We start from the raw sequence: 18234 nt of genomic DNA, 5'->3' as shown, positions 1-18234 counted from the left end.
TTCTGCGTCGGCATTCCCAAGTCCTGCCGTAGTAATACATCCCCTCGACAAAACCGCTCTGAAATAGGTTGAACCGCCTGCCGCTGAACGATGAAAAACACTGAAAAACGCTGAAAACTTATGAAAGGCACCCTTCAAGTGCCACGCTCGGACAGGCCGGCGTCCGCTACGTTGCAAAGTATCCTCCAGCGGCTAGAGGCCAATCTCCGGGTCAACAACGCCGGAGTCGGTCGCACCTCCAAAGTCGTGCGGACTGGCGCGGGGGATATCGGCGTATTGCAGTGGCGCAGAGCCGCTCAGACCCCGCGTTTCATTATTGGTTGAAGCATGACGCCCGTTTACTAAACTTTAAGTAACGCTGAACGCGGGGCAGTTAACGCCGTGATACACGATCCATAGAAGTTATGAGCCGTGTCAAAGGTAACGGGGGAAGACGCGAAGAAAGTTTAAACAGTGTTATCGCCGGCTGCACAAAATGAACATGTCATTACCATCATCAATGAGATAGCGAGTTTCAGTCAGTGGCCGTATCCAGTAACTCAAGTTACTGTTTGGCCGAAAAATAAACATGCCCAATGTACTCGTCAACTCAGGATTCTTGCTGTCGGCTTCGCCTTGGGCATTACTCACAACATTGACTTGCAAACGATGTCCTTGTTGTTGCACCTCAAAGGCGCTATTGCGACGTGCGGTTCCCAGTTCTGTGCCGGTGTTGGCATCAATCAATTTGGCCACCATGCGCATATGGCTCAGGCCGGTGCGCTGCAAATCCAATCTGTAACGTATCGTCAACCAACCCGGCCGCGCTTCAGAATGCGTTTGATGCGCACTTTCCCCTTCGCACCAGAAATCCCGGCCGGTAGCGTGCTCTGCCGACAGGCGCCCAAGCCCCACGCCCAGCAGGCCGACGAAAAGGAAGGCCAGGCACCAGACTGCGTTTGCGCCAGATCTAGTCATGTTGTTGTACACCTATGCAGCGACTACCGACTTTTTCAAGTTCACCCTCACAGAGAATCTGATCGGCGCCACGACGGGCGGGCAACAGATAAAGGTGCAGATTGTCCAGTGACAGTCCCTCAAGTTCCGCCAATTTACGACTGCGCAGCACCAGGGGTTGCAGGAAGGACGGCGCCATGGGTTGTATGTCTCGAGCGGACAGATGGACCTGTACCTCACTTATTGTTACCGGCGTAGCGAACGTTGGAGGTATGACCTCTGGCGAGGCGGGCAGCCCGATTCTTCCCAGCAAAAATGCAAGGGCACCCCACAGGAGTAATGCCACCCAAAGCCCCCAACGTACGGGCGAGGTTACCGGTGATACAGGCAGAGAATCGCAAGCACTTTCCATTGCTGCCGGCATTGCCATGATCGAAGGCGGTTCGGCATCCTGGCTCCCCGTATCAGGCATGGCTGGAGCAAGGATGGGGCGTTCGCGGTCAACGACGGCTTCACCCGCAACGGGCACGGCTTTCGATACGCTGGATACTTCCTCGACCCGTACACTGTCCGCGAGCTTGTAGCCTATGCGCGGCAACGTCTGAATGAACTCTCTATCGGGTTGCAGCTTTTCCAGCGCCAGGCGTAATTGTCGGACCACCTGAGCCAAACTGTTGTCGGTTACTTCCAGGCCGAACTGGCCCCACGCCCCCTCCATCAGTTCGCGCTTACGCACTACCGTGCCACCGGATCTCAAGAGCATGGCCAGGCATCGACTGGCGATTGCGCCCACGCGTAAAGGCTCCTCGTCTGCACAATCGGCTCGAAACAACAAGAAGTTGTCTTCGTCAAACACCAACTGTTCATCGATCAGTACTAGGCCCATGGCGACCTTCTATGCGTGGCAGGAAGGCGAGTCGAATACATTTCTTCAACCCTTGGAGTTAAGCGGTTATTCCTTACCTGCGCCAACGCCTTCACCCGGCAGGAGCAAACTTTCCTGGCAGCCGGCATGCCAAAACGGCTCAAGCGCCTCGGTAAAGGCCAGCAGGTGCTCAACAACATTGCGTCGTGTCATTCAGGCCACACCGTCAAGCATGCGCCCGTGCCGACGGGCACTTGTTCACATATCGGACGGTCACAATCGGCTTGCAGGTCAGCTTTTATCGTGACTCGTCCAGGGGGCATCGAAGGGCTTTATAAATCTCAGAAATCACCTGCATCGTTGCGTCTTCGATCGTTCCTTCATTGCGGCATAAAACCCAGCCGTGATCTGCAATCGCTCGCTCGAACGCGTTGGTACAAGCGACATGTTCTTCCAGCTTATGGATCACAGTACTGCTCAGCCCACGCCGTCGTGCCGCTGCCCGTGCCCATGAAATTTCAGGAGCCGTGATAACCCCGACATGCAGGTCTGGCACTTGCACGTTTCGATCAATGTTCAGCCGTAGAATCTCTGCAAACGGGACTATCCGGCGGAACGCGGCATCCGACGGGTACCAGCGATCGATCAAGATGATGCTGTCTGGTGGCTGTTTAGTCAGCACGTTCCGGGAAATCCAGGTACGGCTATCAGCAAAGCGCTCACAAACCCTCAACTCCAAATCCCGGGTGGGATTTCTGACGAGCTTGTTAACGAGGGTCATTGTTTCACCCCTATAGGGATCGCTTTTTTTCTCGCAAAGTCGGATCACCTTTTTGTTGTCTGCCCTCAGTAATTTCGTCACGGCTTCCAACAGTGTGGTTTTGCCGGCTCCCTTGGGCCCATCTAGAGAAACAAACAGCGGACGATTCATTCTTCACATAACGATTGAGATACGATTTTTTTGCCCGGTTCGTTCGCTGGAAACGCTTGGCGCGTCTACGCGAATCGAGTGTAGGGACCTCATGAACAGACACTAATGAACACTCTAACTTGGTTTCTGCCTAACGGGTCTCAAAAGATCAATCAATTAGAGTTGACCTAGCATCGGCCTGCATCTGCCTTCGCTGGCGATTGTTTAGCTGATCTTGCACCACCATGCATTCACGAACGAAGAGAGCCGCTGGATGCTCCCTCCGTGCATGTTGGTTCAAGTCGTTAGGCAGAGGCTCGCCAACCCAACTGGGCACGAGCCTCTTGAAGATCGGACTGCATATCGTGATTCCACAGCCAGTCGAAACGCTCTGCGAGGGTTTTCCCCAGTAGTTGTTCGTCGTCGGATACAGCTGGATCACGCAATTCATAAAGCTCCCCGGCTTCCCAGGATGTGCGCTGCACACGGCAGGCACGGGGACGACGGATTGCGTCGTAAGCCTCGAGCACCGCTTGTGGCTGGCTGTCCATGACCTGAGGATCGGCGAGCAATCGCGCCAGAAGCCAGGCGTCTTCCAAGCCCTGACCTGCGCCAGCGCCCTGGTGCGGCAACATGGCATGCGCAGCATCGCCGATCAGCCCTGCGCGGCCATGGACATAACCCGGCAATTCATCGAGTTCATGCAGAGCCCAAAGGGTGGGTGCCGGAATGCATTCGAGCAGCACCCGTGCAGCGTCTCCCCAATGATTGAAGGTAGAGAGCATTTCTTCCTGGCTGGCATTGCGCACCCATGGAGAATCGCTTGGCCAGGTCGGATCGGGGCGACTGCGATCGGAAATGAAGGCCACGACGTTGATCAGCCGGCCTTGCTTGACCGGGAACGTGAGAATGTGTACGTCGAGCCCCAGATACATCTGCGGGACGTCGACCAAGTGCTCATCGACACCCCGAGCCCGGTAGGCTGTACGCAGCTGTTGGCTGTCGATCATCCCGCGGTAGGCGCAGGTACCACTGAAACGCGGTGCCACCAGGGGCTGGCCAAGACCGTTGAGGACATGATCACGAATTGAAGACTTGATACCGTCCGCGGCGATCAACAGGTCGCAGCGATGCTCAGTGCCATCGGTGAACTGTGAAACCTCACGAAGGTGATCTGCCTACTTTGAAGTTCGCTGGATTCGCACAAGATCAAAAGTCAAAATCAATCGCGGCCAGTATTCATCTGAAAATTCCAAGAATATGCCTATAATTCGCGCCCTTCCCTTAATAACTAATGTTATCCAATGAAAAAACTGCTGTTCGTAGTAACGCTTGCCCTCTCCGTAATTACCACCGCCTTCGCAAGCCCTCCCTCAACCTTTACCGAAGCCAAAGTCATAGCTAAACAAAAAATCTACCTCGACCAGGCGAGCAGCCCGATGGGCGAGTTGTATTGCGGGTGTAAATGGACATGGGTTGGTAAATCAGGTGGTCGTATCGATGCTGAGTCATGCGGCCTAAAGGCCAGAAAACAGGAGAGTCGGGCAGAACGGACTGAGTGGGAGCACATCGTTCCGGCCTGGACATTCGGCAACCAGCGTCAATGCTGGAAGAACGGTGGGCGCGAGCACTGTGTGGACGATGATCCGGTGTTTCGAGCAATGGAAGCAGACCTGTTCAACCTCTACCCATCTGTTGGCGAGGTGAACGGCGACCGCAGTAATTTCAATTACGGCATGGCCACCGGGATTGCGCCGCAATATGGGCAATGCAAGACGCGAGTAGATTTCGACCAACGTGCTGCGGAGCCTCGCGACGAGGTTAAAGGTCTGGTCGCACGGACCACCTTTTACATGTTCGACAGATACAAACTGAGCATGTCGCGTCAGCAGCAACAGCTGTTGATGGCTTGGGACAAGCAGTACCCGGTATCGTCCTGGGAGAAAGAGCGCGATCGACGCATCGCAAACATCATGGGGCATTCCAATCCGTTCGTAACGGGCGAGCGTCAATGGTCACAAGGGTATAAAGCAATTGGTGACGGGGTGGTCAGCGCCATTTCCATTGATCCTCCCCGCGCTCCAGCTCAGCCAAACCTGGCGAGCGCGAGCGGAGCAGGTTCGATCATTGGCAATCGGAAAAGCCAGGTCTACCACCTCTCAATGGGGTGCCCTGGCTATGGTCAGGTGTCTGCGAAAAACCAAATAACTTTTAACTCTGAATCTGAGGCCCAGGCTGCGGGATATCGAAAGGCAGGCAACTGCAAATAGTTGCTGTTTGTTGACGTCCGGCCTTGGGAAACCGAGGCCGGCACCCGACCCTGGATAGCGATATGTGCTGAGCTTAGGCTTGATGATTATCCGAATCTTTCAAATAGACCACCGTGAGTCCATGGGTATTGAACGGCCGCAGAATCAGAGCAACTGGAGACTAAACATGAGAAAGCCACCTATGAAAATCATGATCGAAGAATGGGACGGTGACGGTGCGATTCGAATTCCTGACGAGGCATTGCAGGAGTTGGAGCTCGATGTGGGTGACTCGTTGTATCTGATCGAAGAGTTTGTCGGCAACACGCGTTGCCTTGTCCTGTCAAAAACGCCTCAGATTGCGGATCGAATAGACGAGCTCACTGAGGCCTGGGATAGCGGACAGATTGGCAACGCCTAGGAGAAATGGCGCCTTGGTTTCCACCCTCCCTTACAGAGTGAAAGGCTCTAGTTAGCACCTTTTCGGTGACTTAACCTCAAAATATCTTTAGGATGCACGGACGAAAATATCATTTGGCTATCATGCAGCCAGAAGGTAAACGAAGGGGTTTCAGCGAGGTCAAAATGGGTGGTCTATACCGTCTTGTGTGGTTCTTGGCGATGGTTTTGGTGATGGCTCCTGCATTCATCTTTGCATCGAATGTTGAGGGCATCAGTTACCGTGAAGCCACGATGGTGGTTCTTGGCTATCTGCAGTCTGTCATTCACCTGCCTTACGAAGTGGCTTTGCTTTTGAGCCCGGTAGTGGCTTTTGTTGGTCAGCTTTTGCCGGCGACCAGCTCACAGTAATGGCTGGGGAAATGCTTTGGGAACACATTGGAGTGATCCTGACGATCTTGTGCTCGCTAAAGCAAACCGAGGGCCTGCAATGAAAGTTGCAAGGTTGATCCGCCACGCTGAGAGTGCGGCAAACGCAGGCCTTGCCACGACAGCGCCGGACTCGATACAGCTGACTGAGAAAGGCCAACTTCAAGCTCGGGCGCTCGTTGAATCCATCACGACCACACCCGACCTGATCGTCTCGTCCCCCTTTGAACGTGCTATCGCAACCGCACTGCCTACAGTAGAACGCTTCCCCCACGTTCCATTCCAATTGTGGCCCGTCGAAGAGTTTACGTATCTGAGCCCAAACCGCTTCGCAGGCAGTACGCAGGCAGATCGAAAGCCATTTGCGCAACACTATTGGGAAAACGGTGACGCAGAGATTGTCGATGGGCCTGACGCTGAGTCGTTCGATAATCTACTCGAGCGTGCGGATGCAATGCTGGCAAAGCTTGCGGACCAGGATGCTCAGAACATCCTGGTTTACAGCCATGGGCAATTCATCAGAGCTGCTGCCTGGCTGATCAAACATGGAAGCCACGCTCGCTCATACGACCGGATGCGTGAGTTTCGGGCCCTCGACGTGAGAGAGCCGTTTAGAAACTGCTGGAGTTATCACGTCGTGTTTAATGACGGCAAATGGACGGTTGAATCGCGAATCGACTCATCTGGCCATGAGCGATTTATCGACGACTTCTGCACGAAATAACGTGTTCGGCAAACCTGCAGGGCTTACCCCATCCAGAACCGCGGATGCTGCTGCGACTCCTGGCCTGCTCAGTGCTTTGGGCAAAACCTCTTTTAGCTCGTAGTCACGCCGCCAGCCTCGGTTCCCAACCAGATCAGGTCTCTCGGGTTTCAGTCATGGCAATGCCCTTGCGACCTAATTGTTTGACGCCATACATGGACTGATCTGCCGTCTTGAGCAGGGTGTCGAGACTCTGGCCGTGAACAGGAAACAGTGAAACCCCGATACTGCACGAGAGTGATCGTTCTGCAACGGTTGTCTTCACTGACTGTACGATGGCTTCCAACAAACTCTCAGCCTTTTTTTCAGCACTGTCGGCCCTGAAAATATCCGCGAGCAGAATGACGAATTCATCCCCGCCATAACGTGCGACTGTATCGCACGCGCGAGTCGCCTCAAACATGCGATTCGCCACCGTTCGAAGTACTTGATCGCCTGCCTCATGGCCACATTCGCCGTTGATTTCCTTGAAGTGATCCAGGTCGATCAATAACACGGCAAACGGTGTCCCGTTCACTTTCCAACTGTCGATGGCCTGTTCAAAACGATCGGCAAAGAGGTAGCGGTTGGGCAGTTCCGTCAGCACGTCATGGGTGGCCGGATACGTGCTCGTTCGTGCTCGACTTTCGCCCTTTCTATTGCCTTGAAATGCCGAATCAATACAAGCGGCGTGAGGACAAGCGCAGCGGATAAACCGGTAAGGATCACCAATTCTTCGGCGGTCAATTCATCCGCAAAGCGTAGCTGACGCTCAAACAGCAATCTCATGGCTTGTGACGCGTTTCTGATGACTGAATCGCCCTCTGGGGAGGCTCAGCAAGTATCTGAGGGATTCAAGCTGGCGAGCCAAGCCTGTTGGCCGATGACAGCGGCTTGGGCAGAAATTGCTTACACCGAAACGACCGCCAAGTCGCCCTTTCTTCGAAGCCACCTCATGACACTGTCATAAATTGTCTTGGTTAAGTCCCACCTTGTTCTTGAAAGCGTCTTGTTTTGCCGGTAGTTGTGGTTCACCAATGTCATGCACGGAAAGCAACCATGCACGCAAGACTCAGAGTGATCGAAACCACTGCGCTAGAGGATGGCAGCAAGCGATACAGGGTCGTTGATCTTGTAGAAGGAGGATCGGCCAGCAAGCATGGAGTCTTCAAAGTCAGGACAGAGGCTGAAGCCGTCTGTTCCAGGTTGAACGATGGATGCCCTCAACCAGTGGTAAAAAAATGGCGCCAGTAGGCAATCTCTGACCTGGGGTGAACTACAAAACCAACACATCGATTTTTGTCGATCAGCTACAGAGCAGGCATAGCCTCTCGCTCTGAAAGCATGCTTTTGAGCCGTTCCTCATTCAACGCTCGGCAAGCTTCATCAGCTTCTGCACGTGTCTGAAAGGCCATCTTCAGGCGAAGCTTTTCTTCATTGTCATAGACGTTGAAACCTATCGGAGCCGTTTCGCAGTAGAAGCGCGTTCCGCTGCGCATGCATCCCGTTTCTATTGGGATCGCGGGGACAACAACAAATCTTGAAATCATATTCATGTTCTCTCCAATCACCCTTTCTGTTTAGCGGCTATTCGCCACCATCGCAAGCGACGAACGATGTTTTCCGATGGGGGACATGACCGCTGGTGACGTCGAGTGGACTAAATGACGCTTGCCGGCTGATGAAGCCGGAGTAACTGCCTCATGACAAACGCCTTACCCCGTCAACGCGGTGGTTAGAGGTAGATTCAGTGAACAAGAGAAACATCATCTCTGATTCAAACTTTTCCCTTTCCTGGGCGTCCTTTTTTTAGCGTTATTTGGCTTTGCGTAGCCGGCTCGCTGAACTTCACAATCTTGCGCAATAGTTGACGGCACTTACGCCGAGTTGCTTGAGCGGTTGGGAGAAATTCACAAAATAGAAAACCTTAGTTTCCAAAGTTGACGGAAAGTCAAACGCTACTGACTCAGGCTTGAGTGCATGATGCGACCTTGAGCAAAAATTGCAAATTCAGACTCGGCTAATTATCGATAAACTGGATGACGGTCCACCTACGACCATGTCTACGACCATTGGTCGCATTCGCTGATCACAGGTAGCAAACGGACAGAAACCCGCTATTACGTTAGTAACTGCAATTTCATTCACGGCACATCGTCAGAGGAACGCCCCCGGGATGCGAAATTCACTTAAGCATTCGAGACTTCGTGTTGGTTTTTTTCTTTCTGTAATCCTGGTGGGGATGACCGCTTGCAGCAGTAATGAACCCACCAAGCAACTTGAGCGACCACCTATCGATGATAGCGAGACTTCGTCTGTGCGTGTCACTACGAGCTGGATACAACACTCGCTTAGCCAAACTGACTGCCTGAAGCACGCCCGAACCGCCCTTACCAGAGCGAGATATTTTGTTGATGCAGGAGACAGATCTGTCTTTGGGTTTCGTGAAGGTATGACTTTTTCAATTCGCTGCGACTACGAAGGCGTGGCTTTTTTAGCAGTCGCGTATCGCCATAGACCCAGCACTCAAGTCCAGGATCGCAACTTGAATGAAATAACGAGGTTATTTTAAGGACTCATTCACCACCTCTGGCGTCGCCGCGGACCCTGCCAGCAGACCACCATCAATGTTGAACTCACTGCCAGTAATATACGTCGCTTCATCCGAGGCGAGTAACAAGGCCACGGCTGCCACTTCTTCGGGCATTCCGAATCGTCTGAGCGGAGTGTCCCGAATCAGGGCGGACATTCGCTCTTCACGACCTGCATCGTCACCCAACATGGGCTCCCATATCGGAGTGAGGATGGCGGCGGGATGAATCGAGTTGCATCTTACGTTCAGCCCTTGCTCGGCACAGTAAAGTGCCACCGTCTTGGTGTGATTGCGAACGGCTGCCTTGGACGACGCGTACGCGGCGGCACCTGGAATGCCGACCAGGCCCGAGCGAGAGGAGATGTTGATTATTGAACCGGCCCCTGAATGGCGCATGGCGCGAATGGCGTATTTGCAACCCAGGAAGACACCGTCGAGATTGGTCTGATGCACAGCGCGCCAGTCCTCCAGGCGCGCATGTTCCGGATCATGCTGTACGGCGCCTTGCTCAAATCCGGTAATGCCCGCGTTATTGACCAAAACGTTCCAGCTACCACGCTCCTTCAAGACCTGCATCATCACTCGCTGCCAATCTTCTTCACAGCGTACATCCAGGCGCAGATAACAGGCGCGGCCCCCTAACGAAGCTGCAACGGTGCTGCCGAGTTCATCGTTTATATCGGTGACATAAACAAAGCAGCCTTCCTGTACGAAGCGTCGTGCAATCGCGGCGCCAATCCCTTGAGCCGCCCCTGTCACTACCGCGATTCTGCAATTCAGTTTATTGGCCATTATTGAAAAAACCTCCATGTCGGGACGTCAAAAAGCATAAAGCAGAGACTACTTGGCCTAGAGCTCCCGTGCACGGTCTCCGAGGCTGTCTACCGCAAACGGCTTCGTCAGTACCTGCATGCCAGCCTGAAGCTGACCGGTACCGATAACGGCACTCTCTGCATAACCGGTGGTGTCACACCGAAATAAGTTCAAGTCACTCCAGTAGATGGGCAGGACCCGTTTCGCGATGCAGCGCTGCGTCTGCGTCCACCCAACAGGGATGACCCTGCACTTGCGATGGACTGTTACTCGCGCAGGAAATGGATCAAGGCGTAATCGCCACTTTCATCACCCCGTCGCGCTGATGCGCGAAAAGGTCATAGGCCGCCTCGATATCGTCGAGTTTGAAACGGTGAGTCACCAGCGGTGACAAGTCCACACCCTCACTCGCTACCACCGCCATCAATCGACGCATGCGTTCCTTGCCACCCGGGCAAAGCGTGCTGAGGATGCTGTAGTCGCCCAGACCCGCGGCAAAAGCGTCAAGTGGTATCCGCAGGTCGCTGGAGTAAACGCCGAGACTGGACAGTCGCCCACCCGGGCGTAAAACCCGCAGCGCCGACTCAAAGGTACCCTGGGTGCCCAAGGCCTCAATGGACACATCGACGCCGCGGCCATCGGTCATTGCCATGATCTGCTCGACCACGTCACCCTCCTTGAAGTTGACCACATGCGTCGCGCCCAAACCCTTGGCCACGTTCATTCGCTCGGCAACCGCATCGACGCCAATGATGGTAGTAGCGCCTTTGAGCCGTGCACCGGCCACGGCACAGAGACCGATCGGCCCCAGTGCGAATACCGCGACGGTATCGCCGATTTCCACGTTCGCCCGTTCAGCTCCGGAAAAACCGGTGGACATGATGTCCGGACACATCAGCACCTGTTCGTCGCTGAGGCCGTCCGGAATCGGGCACAGATTGGCCTGCGCATCCGGTACCAGAACGTATTGCGCCTGACAGCCATCGATGATGTTGCCGAACTTCCAGCCACCGGTGGCCCTGAAGCCGTGCCGGGTATCGGGACCATCCTGCGAGCCGCAGCCACACAGACAGGCGTAGCTATGCCCGCTGGGGGTTATCGCGCCGGCAATCACCCGCTGCCCTTCGCTGAAGCCGCGCACTTGCGAGCCAAGCCGTTCGATGATGCCTACGGGTTCGTGGCCAACAGTCAGCCCCTTCGCTACCGGGTACTCACCACGCAGGATGTGGACATCCGTGCCACAAATGGTAGTGGTGGTGATTCGGATCAATGCGTCGAGTGGGCCCACCTCGGGAATGGGCTTGTCCTGAAGTACGATACGGTTTTTTTCGATGAAGACAGCCGCTTTCATGGTTGCCATGCTGATCGCTCCTTGTTCGAGTGTGCGATCAAGTGCAGCACGAAATTCACGCTCTGTTGCGTTAGCAGATCAAAGGTAGCGATCAGCAGATATAAAAGATCGACGCTCATAAACGAAGCGAAAAAGGCATTTGAAGAGCAATAACCTTATAGCCACTGAAACATTATGGTGCCGCAAATTGCCTCTTCATAACTTATGCACCAAAATTACGCAAAAACGTAATATGTGTCGGTCATGATACTTTCGATATATACCCTGCCCTTACCCTTTGCCTGCCAATCAAACTAGCCTGAAGTGACTGCAGCCATTTCGGAAAGTTTAATTTGTCCGACAAAAATATTACGACCTTCCAAATCAATCACTTACACCACCAAAAACTCGCAATTCGATAAAAGGCATCCTTTTTGACTCTTGGTGTTTGACATGAGGGTTAGAGTAGTCGATAACTATAACCGCCCATGTGAATACCTAATGAGTTCAATCTAATCCTGGTATTGATAGATCCGGGCAACAACTGAAACAACTTCTTCCCAGGGCGCCAAGTGCGCACCGTGCGGTAGCTTTGCCTTAACGAAAGTGAACGGCATATCAACAGAGAGAGATAAGCACTTCTCGGAACTGATTCAAATTTGAAACACATCTATTTCATTTTTGAAACACCCACCCCTGCCAATAACAACATTCGAGCATCTGGGATTGTTCTTTTAAAGGCTTGAATAAGCCTACTACCTACTAGCAAGCATGCTGTCTGCTCAACCCTGCCATCAGGCTTTGCATGCTTAAAAATGCGCTAAGTACGGAGTTTTCCTGAATGCACACCCCTACCCCCAATACTTCCAGCTGGTATCTATTGCAGTGCAAGCCCCGCCAGGATGAACGGGCCAGAATCAACCTTTTGCAACAGAACTACGTTACGTTTTGCCCTCAGCTCGTCAGTGAACGACTGGTTCGCGGCAAACCGCAAAGGGTGCTGGAATTCCTCTTTCCCGGTTACCTCTTCATTCAATTGAGCCGCGAGGATCACTGGGCGCCCATCCGCTCAACGCGCGGCGTCAGTCGCATCGTCGAATTCAATCACGTACCGGCAATCGTGGCCGATCAGGTCATCGAGCATTTACGCGTGCGCTGCCTTGAATCCCTGGACCCCGATTCAGTCCAGGTACTCGAACCCGGTGAAAAACTGCAAATCGTCCACGGTCCGTTGTCGCCGCTGGAAGGCGTCTTTCTGTCAATGCTGGGTGCGGAGCGAGTGATGCTCCTGCTGCAGTTTCTCAATCGACAACAACATGTTTGCGTTCCCCTGAGTTATCTCGAACGCCAACGATCCTGACTTCAAGAAAATCCTGCCTGGCTTATCAATTTTCGGGAATCACGATATGTCCCTAAAGTCGCACTGTCCTTTTGCGCTACTCATGGCTTCTTTGTACCCCGGCATGGCCTGGAGTCTCGATCCGCAGTCGATTGATATCTATGGATTTCAGTTCGTGCCCACGTTTGGCTTATCAGAAAGTCACGACGACAACATCAGGGAACTTGAACACGATGTTCAGTCCTCGATGGTGACCAAACTGGCGCCCTCTTTCGAACTCAAGGCTGAGGACCGCAATAGCGCCACGCGGATTCTCTGGCAACCGAGCCGCTACATCTATCACTCGGAGTCCGATGCATCGTACACCTCGCAGCGCCTGCGCGCTGACAGTGTCATGGAGTTTACCGACCGCCACCGCCTGAAGCTTGAAGCCGAAGCACGCAAATATGAACGCACGACGTCGACGGCAGTGGACGGTATCAACGACAAAATTGAAAGCCAGCGTGCCGGTGGCATTTACACCTACGGTGCCAAAAGCGCCGATAACCAGATCGACATCGGCGCCAATTACGCACGACTGCGTTACGACAATGCCGATGGCATCAACGACGACAAGGAGCGCGATACCACGGGTTTCACCACCACCTGGTATCACCGAATCGGCAGCAACACCCGAGGTTTGCTTGAATACGATCACACCCGCTTCGACTATCTGCAGTCCAACAGCCCGCGCAGCAGTAAGTCCGACGCGCTTTTGGGTGGCGCTGAATGGGATCTGTCAGCGCGCACGACCGGCAAGGTCCGGATCGGTTACGAGAAAAAAGACTTCGATGAGAGTACGTCGAAGAATCTGGACAACCCGACCTGGCAAGTCGATCTGAAATGGAAACCACGCACCTACTCGACCTTTACCTTCCTGGCCCGTCAGGCACTGGCCGAAGGTGACGATGGCGCCGATGCCGTGAAGTCGACCTTCACCCAGGTGGGCTGGCGCCATGGCTGGACTGAACGGATCACCAGCGTGGCCGAGGCCGGTTTCGGGCAGTACAAATACGAAGGCCAAAGCCGCACCGACGACCTTCAGGACTACAACCTCGCTGTGATCTACAAGATGCGCCGCTGGCTGGATATCGAGCTGGGTTATCGGTACCGCGATAACGACTCCGATGCCGACAACGAAAGCTTCACGCGCAACGTCTTCCAACTCAGCTTCAACGTCAGCCTGTAAGAGGATTCGCCCATGAACTCGCGCCTGCTTGGCCTGTTGTTATGGCTGTTTCTGGCTTCGGCCACTCACGCAGCCGACCCCGCTGTCGATTACAAACTTTCGGCTGGCGATGTGCTGCGCATTACCGTTTTCGGCGAGCCGGAACTGAGTGTCAAGAAAGTCCGACTCAACGACGCCGGGACGTTTTCCTACCCATTCCTGGGTGAAATCGTCGCCAAGGGAAAGACCCCGAATCAGGTGGAAAAGACCATCGTCGACGGCCTCAAGCAAGGTTATCTGGTCGACCCCAAAGTCAGCATCAGCCAGATCGAATACCGCCCCTTCTATATCAACGGTGAAATCCAGAAACCCGGCAGTTACCCCTTCGTGCCCGGGCTGACCCTGGAAAAGGCCATCGCCCTGGGTGGCGGCCTGACCGAGCGAGCTTCGATGAAACGCGTGACGATCCTGCGCGGTGATGGCAGCCCTCCTCTCGAAGACGACGTTTCCAAGACCACCGTCATTTCTCCCGGTGACACCATTTCCATTGCACAAGGCTTTTTCTAATCATGGACAACAGCCCCAGCACCTACGTCGAACGTCCCCTCCAGGCGCATCTGCATCATCAGCAGCAGCACAGCGAAGAGTCGGACACCATTGATCTGCTCAAACTCTGGAGAATCATCTGGCGCGCCAAATGGAACATCGGTTGGTTTGTCATCCTGTGCTGTGCGCTTGCGGTGGCAGCGTTGTCGTTCATCACGCCGCAGTACATTGGCAGCACTACGTTGCTGATCAAGGAAAAAACCCCGCCGGTGCTGACTTTCCAGCAGGTGTCCGATTCCGGTGCCAGCACCACGGCGGACTATTTGCAGACGCAACAGGCGCTCCTGCAATCGCGGGATCTGGCGGAACGGGCGGTCAGGAAACTCGGCCTCACCACAAATCCATTGACCGATCCTCGCCAACAATCGCAATCGTGGTTTACCCCGCGCAAGTGGCTGGCCGACCTCAATGGCGGACAATGGCTGCCATGGCTCGGCTACCTGACCCCGGAAAAACCGGCGCCCACTGAAGAGGATGTGTTCAATCAGGTCACCCAGGACCTGATGCTCCACACCACCGTCAAATTCGTCGGCAAGAGCCAGTTGATCGAAATCGCCGTCGAGTTGCCGGACCCTGACCTCGCCGCGGCGGCGGCCAATGCCCTGGCCCAGGGCTACATGGACAGTCAGCTCGACTCAAGCCTCAAGTCATCGCAGAACACCAGCAGTTGGATGAACACCCGCCTGGTCGAACTGCGTGACAAGCTGCGTGTGGCTGAGAACAAACTCCAGGCTTATCGCGAAGAACAAGGTCTGGTCGATGTCGATGGTGTGGCGACCATCAGCGCCAACGAGTTGCAAATGACCGGTAACCGCATGATCGACGCGCGCCGTAACCGGGCGGAAGCCGAAAGCCAGTACCGCCAGGCGCAATCCTTGAGCAATGGCGACATGAGTCGACTATCCAGCGTACCGGCGGTGCTGAGCAACCCGTTGATCCAGCAATTTCAGGCGGATACGGCCAAGGCACAAGCCAAGGTCGAGGAGCTGCAAGGTCGGTATGGACCCAAACACCCATCGCTGATTTCCGCACAATCGGAACTGCGTACCGCGCAAACCAGCTTGCGTCTGCAAGTGCAGCAGGTAGTGGCCGGTATCGAACGCCAGTATCAGCTCGCGGTGGCCAGCGAAGGTGCGCTGCAGAAGTCGTTCAACACCAACAAGGCGCAGATCCAGAACATCTCTCGCAAAGAGTTCCAGTTGCGCGAATACCAGCGTGAAGTCGACAGCACCCGGGCGTTGTACGAAACCTTCGTCACCCGCTTGAAAGAAACCGCCGCCACCTCCGATATGGATTCGGCCAAGGCCCGCATCGTCGACCCGGCGATTGCACCGATAGAGGCCAGCAAGCCGCGCAAGACGCTGATTGTGGCGATTGTCGCGGTTGTGGCCGCCGTGATCGGCGTAGCGCTGGCCTTCCTGTTCGAAACCCTGAGCAATACCTTCAGGACCGAGGAGACCATCGAAAGCACGCTTAACGTCCCATTGCTCAGCGTGGTGCCGCTGGTCCTGAAGAAAAGCCGTCGGCAACTGGCGCGACTGTTCGAGGACAACGACAACCCGCGATTCTCCGAGACCATCCGCAATCTGCGCACCTGGCTGATGCTGCAAAGCACCGAAGCACCGTCGCAAGTGGTACTGGTTACCTCAACCGTCCCCGGCGAGGGCAAAAGCACCATTGCCAACAACCTCGCCTGCTCGCTGACCCCATTGGAGCGAGTGCTGCTGATCGATGCCGACCTGCGCCAACCCACGTTGTCACTGAACTTTGACTTCCCGCCGGACAGCCCGGGGTTCGCCAATGTGATTGCCGGTACGGCAAGGCTGGAGGATTGCATCCGTACCGTCGGCAATCTCGACATGCTGTCGGCCGGGAGCGTGTCGCCACCCTCGATGGATTTGTTCAACTCACCCCGTCTGCCCTCCCCCGGCGATCCACTCGATTCGCCACGCCAGCCACCGGCGCAGGATCTGCTGAGTTCACCGCGAGTCGCACGGATGCTGGAAGTCCTGAAAGCCCGCTACCGGCACATCATCATCGATTCGCCTCCTGCCGAAATGGTCAGCGATGCGCTGTTGCTGGCCAAGCATTCGGACGCCGTGATCTATGTGGTCAAAGCCGACAGTACACCGGTGGGCCAAGTGCAAAAAAGCCTGGCGATGCTCCAGCAAAGCCAGGCGCCGGTGTTTGGCGTGGTGCTCAACCAGGTCGACATGCGCAAGGCACGCAAATACGGCCATAGCCACTCCAAATCGTTCTACGACTATGACTTCGCCCCCAGGTAAATCCGGGTAGCGGCCATCGCTGCCTTACCTGCCTCACTACCAGCGTGTGTACCGAAGCCGGGCGTCCGAGACGGCTTCGAATGGCTACCTATGCCCAGAGATTGAGCCGATGACTCCGCTATATACCGCACAAATGGCGCACCGCCGTGGCGTCACGTTCTGGGGCCAGTGGTTGAGTGCAATGGCCCTGGTCAATCTGTTGCTGGTCCTGCTGGTGCAATTGCGCGTCGGCAATCTCACCAGCGAATACCGTGTCCTGATGATCCTGACGGTGCTCGGTTCCGTGCCGATCTACAGCCTGATGGATGTCTATCACAAGCGTCATGGCCTGTTGATCGGACTCAGTCGGTTACTTGCCGGTTGGTTGATCCTGCTGAGTGTGCTGATCACCATCGCCTTCGTCACCCAAACCAGTGCGCTGTTTTCGCGCCAGGTGATTATCGTCTGGGCCGTGACAGGGTTCCTGGTCCAGGCTGCCAGTTTCCTGCCCTTGCATTACTTCGCTCGACTGTATTCGCAAGTGGTGCGCAACGAGCGCCGCTCGGTGATCATCGGCACGTGTCCGACAGCGCATGAACTGGCGAAAAAACTCTCCCGCCCCAACCGCGCCTTGCTACTGGGTTTTATTGCGGCCAGGCAAAATGCCGGCCCGGCACCGAGCATTCTGCCGCTGCTGGGCCACGTCGACGACATCCGCGAACTGATCACCCGGATGGAAGTACGGCGCGTCTACATCGTGTTGCCGATGGTCGACGCCGCCACCATCGAAGCGTTGTACATCGACCTGCTGGACATGAATGTCGATGTGGTCTGGATCCCCGATTTCGGCAGCATGGTGTTGCTCAATCACTCGATTTCCGAGATTGAGCGCATGCCGGCGATCTATCTCAACGAAAGCCTGATCACCTCCCATCCGGGCAGCCTGTTCTGCAAAGACCTGTTGGAACGCAGCCTCGCCGCCGTCGCCATTATGGTGTTGAGCCCATTGCTGCTGAGCGTGGCCCTTGCGGTGAAGCTGACCTCTGCGGGACCGGTGCTGTTCAAGCAAAACCGTCACGGCTGTGACGGTCAGGTGATCAGGGTCTGGAAGTTCCGCTCGATGCGTGTCCACAACGACGGCGAAGTCCGCCAGGCCACGCGTGACGACGACCGCGTGACACCACTGGGGCGTTTCCTGCGCCGCAGTTCCATCGATGAGCTGCCGCAGTTGTTCAACGTGCTGTTTGGCCAGATGGCCCTGGTCGGTCCACGCCCCCACGCGGTCACCCACAACATCTATTACACCGGCAAAGTCCACGCCTACATGGCCCGTCATCGCCTCAAGCCCGGGATTACCGGACTGGCCCAGATCACCGGGCACCGCGGCGAAACCGAAACCCTGGAAAAGATGCAGCTGCGGGTCGCCCAGGACCTCAACTACATCAACCAGTGGTCGCTGTGGCTGGACATCAAGATTCTGCTCAAGACCCCCTTCACGCTGTTCTCGAAAAACATCTACTGACCTTGTGCCCGGCCCAGTGCCGGCCCCACG

Annotated in this window: 17 protein-coding genes and 1 pseudogene; 9 read left to right on the top strand and 9 right to left on the bottom strand. The window is 55.1% G+C overall.

Translation table 11 applies throughout. From position 1 onward, the window contains the following. Positions 1 to 456 precede the first annotated feature (456 nt). The 5 genes and pseudogenes from QMK58_RS15090 to salA form a co-directional block, all read right to left on the bottom strand. On the bottom strand, positions 457 to 957 hold the full coding sequence (locus QMK58_RS15090) for a hypothetical protein (protein WP_320394914.1): 501 nt from the start codon (positions 955 to 957) through the stop codon (positions 457 to 459). Further along, positions 950 to 1822: a transcriptional regulator gene (locus QMK58_RS15085; RefSeq protein WP_053161222.1), complete on the bottom strand. Its 873-nt coding sequence runs from the start codon at positions 1820 to 1822 to the stop codon at positions 950 to 952. The genes QMK58_RS15090 and QMK58_RS15085 overlap by 8 nt, the downstream gene beginning before the upstream one ends. A gap of 66 nt (positions 1823 to 1888) precedes the next feature. Next, entirely contained in the window at positions 1889 to 2014 is a 126-nt protein-coding gene (locus QMK58_RS15080) for a hypothetical protein (protein WP_256220673.1), read from the bottom strand. A gap of 85 nt (positions 2015 to 2099) precedes the next feature. Beyond that, positions 2100 to 2732 carry a dTMP kinase gene (locus tag QMK58_RS15075; RefSeq protein WP_053160231.1) on the bottom strand — a complete coding sequence of 211 codons (633 nt, stop codon included), beginning with the start codon at positions 2730 to 2732 and terminating at the stop codon, positions 2100 to 2102. Positions 2733 to 3016: 284 nt separating this feature from the next. Next, a pseudogene (salA, locus tag QMK58_RS15070) lies at positions 3017 to 3862 on the bottom strand (salicylate 1-monooxygenase); the annotation flags it as partial. Positions 3863 to 4015: 153 nt separating this feature from the next. Here salA and QMK58_RS15065 point away from each other — a divergent pair. From QMK58_RS15065 to QMK58_RS15050, 4 genes are all read left to right on the top strand, one after another. Beyond that, the gene (locus QMK58_RS15065) at positions 4016 to 4981 is read left to right on the top strand and encodes an endonuclease (protein WP_053160227.1); all 966 of its coding nucleotides are present in this window, start codon (positions 4016 to 4018) and stop codon (positions 4979 to 4981) included. A gap of 166 nt (positions 4982 to 5147) precedes the next feature. Continuing rightward, positions 5148 to 5381: a hypothetical protein gene (locus tag QMK58_RS15060; RefSeq protein ID WP_053160426.1), complete on the top strand. Its 234-nt coding sequence runs from the start codon at positions 5148 to 5150 to the stop codon at positions 5379 to 5381. A 164-nt stretch (positions 5382 to 5545) separates the two neighbouring features. Further along, a complete protein-coding gene (locus QMK58_RS15055) occupies positions 5546 to 5770 on the top strand; it encodes a hypothetical protein (RefSeq protein ID WP_320394913.1) in 225 nt (74 codons plus the stop codon). 79 nt (positions 5771 to 5849) lie between these two features. Beyond that, positions 5850 to 6512 carry a histidine phosphatase family protein gene (locus QMK58_RS15050; protein WP_320394912.1) on the top strand — a complete coding sequence of 221 codons (663 nt, stop codon included), beginning with the start codon at positions 5850 to 5852 and terminating at the stop codon, positions 6510 to 6512. A 133-nt stretch (positions 6513 to 6645) separates the two neighbouring features. Here the strand turns inward: QMK58_RS15050 and QMK58_RS15045 are convergent, their stop codons facing one another. The 4 genes from QMK58_RS15045 to QMK58_RS15030 form a co-directional block, all read right to left on the bottom strand. Beyond that, positions 6646 to 7137, bottom strand: a complete 492-nt coding sequence (locus tag QMK58_RS15045) for a GGDEF domain-containing protein (RefSeq protein ID WP_320394911.1) — start codon at positions 7135 to 7137, stop codon at positions 6646 to 6648. Positions 7138 to 7840: 703 nt separating this feature from the next. Next, positions 7841 to 8086, bottom strand: a complete 246-nt coding sequence (locus QMK58_RS15040; RefSeq protein WP_320394910.1) for a hypothetical protein — start codon at positions 8084 to 8086, stop codon at positions 7841 to 7843. Between the two features lie 1007 nt (positions 8087 to 9093). Next, positions 9094 to 9915: an SDR family oxidoreductase gene (locus QMK58_RS15035; protein ID WP_320394909.1), complete on the bottom strand. Its 822-nt coding sequence runs from the start codon at positions 9913 to 9915 to the stop codon at positions 9094 to 9096. A gap of 307 nt (positions 9916 to 10222) precedes the next feature. Continuing rightward, entirely contained in the window at positions 10223 to 11296 is a 1074-nt protein-coding gene (locus QMK58_RS15030) for an NAD(P)-dependent alcohol dehydrogenase (RefSeq protein ID WP_053160223.1), read from the bottom strand. Positions 11297 to 12107: 811 nt separating this feature from the next. Between QMK58_RS15030 and rfaH the strand changes: the two genes are divergently transcribed. From rfaH to QMK58_RS15005, 5 genes are all read left to right on the top strand, one after another. Next, on the top strand, positions 12108 to 12626 hold the full coding sequence (gene rfaH, locus QMK58_RS15025; RefSeq protein WP_053160221.1) for a transcription/translation regulatory transformer protein RfaH: 519 nt from the start codon (positions 12108 to 12110) through the stop codon (positions 12624 to 12626). Positions 12627 to 12708: 82 nt separating this feature from the next. Continuing rightward, the gene (locus tag QMK58_RS15020) at positions 12709 to 13833 is read left to right on the top strand and encodes an outer membrane beta-barrel protein (protein WP_256220671.1); all 1125 of its coding nucleotides are present in this window, start codon (positions 12709 to 12711) and stop codon (positions 13831 to 13833) included. 12 nt (positions 13834 to 13845) lie between these two features. Next, on the top strand, positions 13846 to 14379 hold the full coding sequence (locus tag QMK58_RS15015) for a polysaccharide biosynthesis/export family protein (protein WP_053160218.1): 534 nt from the start codon (positions 13846 to 13848) through the stop codon (positions 14377 to 14379). 2 nt (positions 14380 to 14381) lie between these two features. Continuing rightward, entirely contained in the window at positions 14382 to 16703 is a 2322-nt protein-coding gene (locus QMK58_RS15010) for a GumC family protein (protein ID WP_053160216.1), read from the top strand. Between the two features lie 109 nt (positions 16704 to 16812). Beyond that, on the top strand, positions 16813 to 18204 hold the full coding sequence (locus QMK58_RS15005; RefSeq protein ID WP_320394908.1) for an undecaprenyl-phosphate glucose phosphotransferase: 1392 nt from the start codon (positions 16813 to 16815) through the stop codon (positions 18202 to 18204). Positions 18205 to 18234: the final 30 nt, after the last annotated feature.

The organism is Pseudomonas sp. P8_241, from assembly GCF_034008315.1.
Classification (GTDB): domain Bacteria; phylum Pseudomonadota; class Gammaproteobacteria; order Pseudomonadales; family Pseudomonadaceae; genus Aquipseudomonas.
The sequence above is the reverse complement of the archived record's forward strand: the minus strand, read 5'-3'. Positions and strand labels throughout refer to the sequence as shown.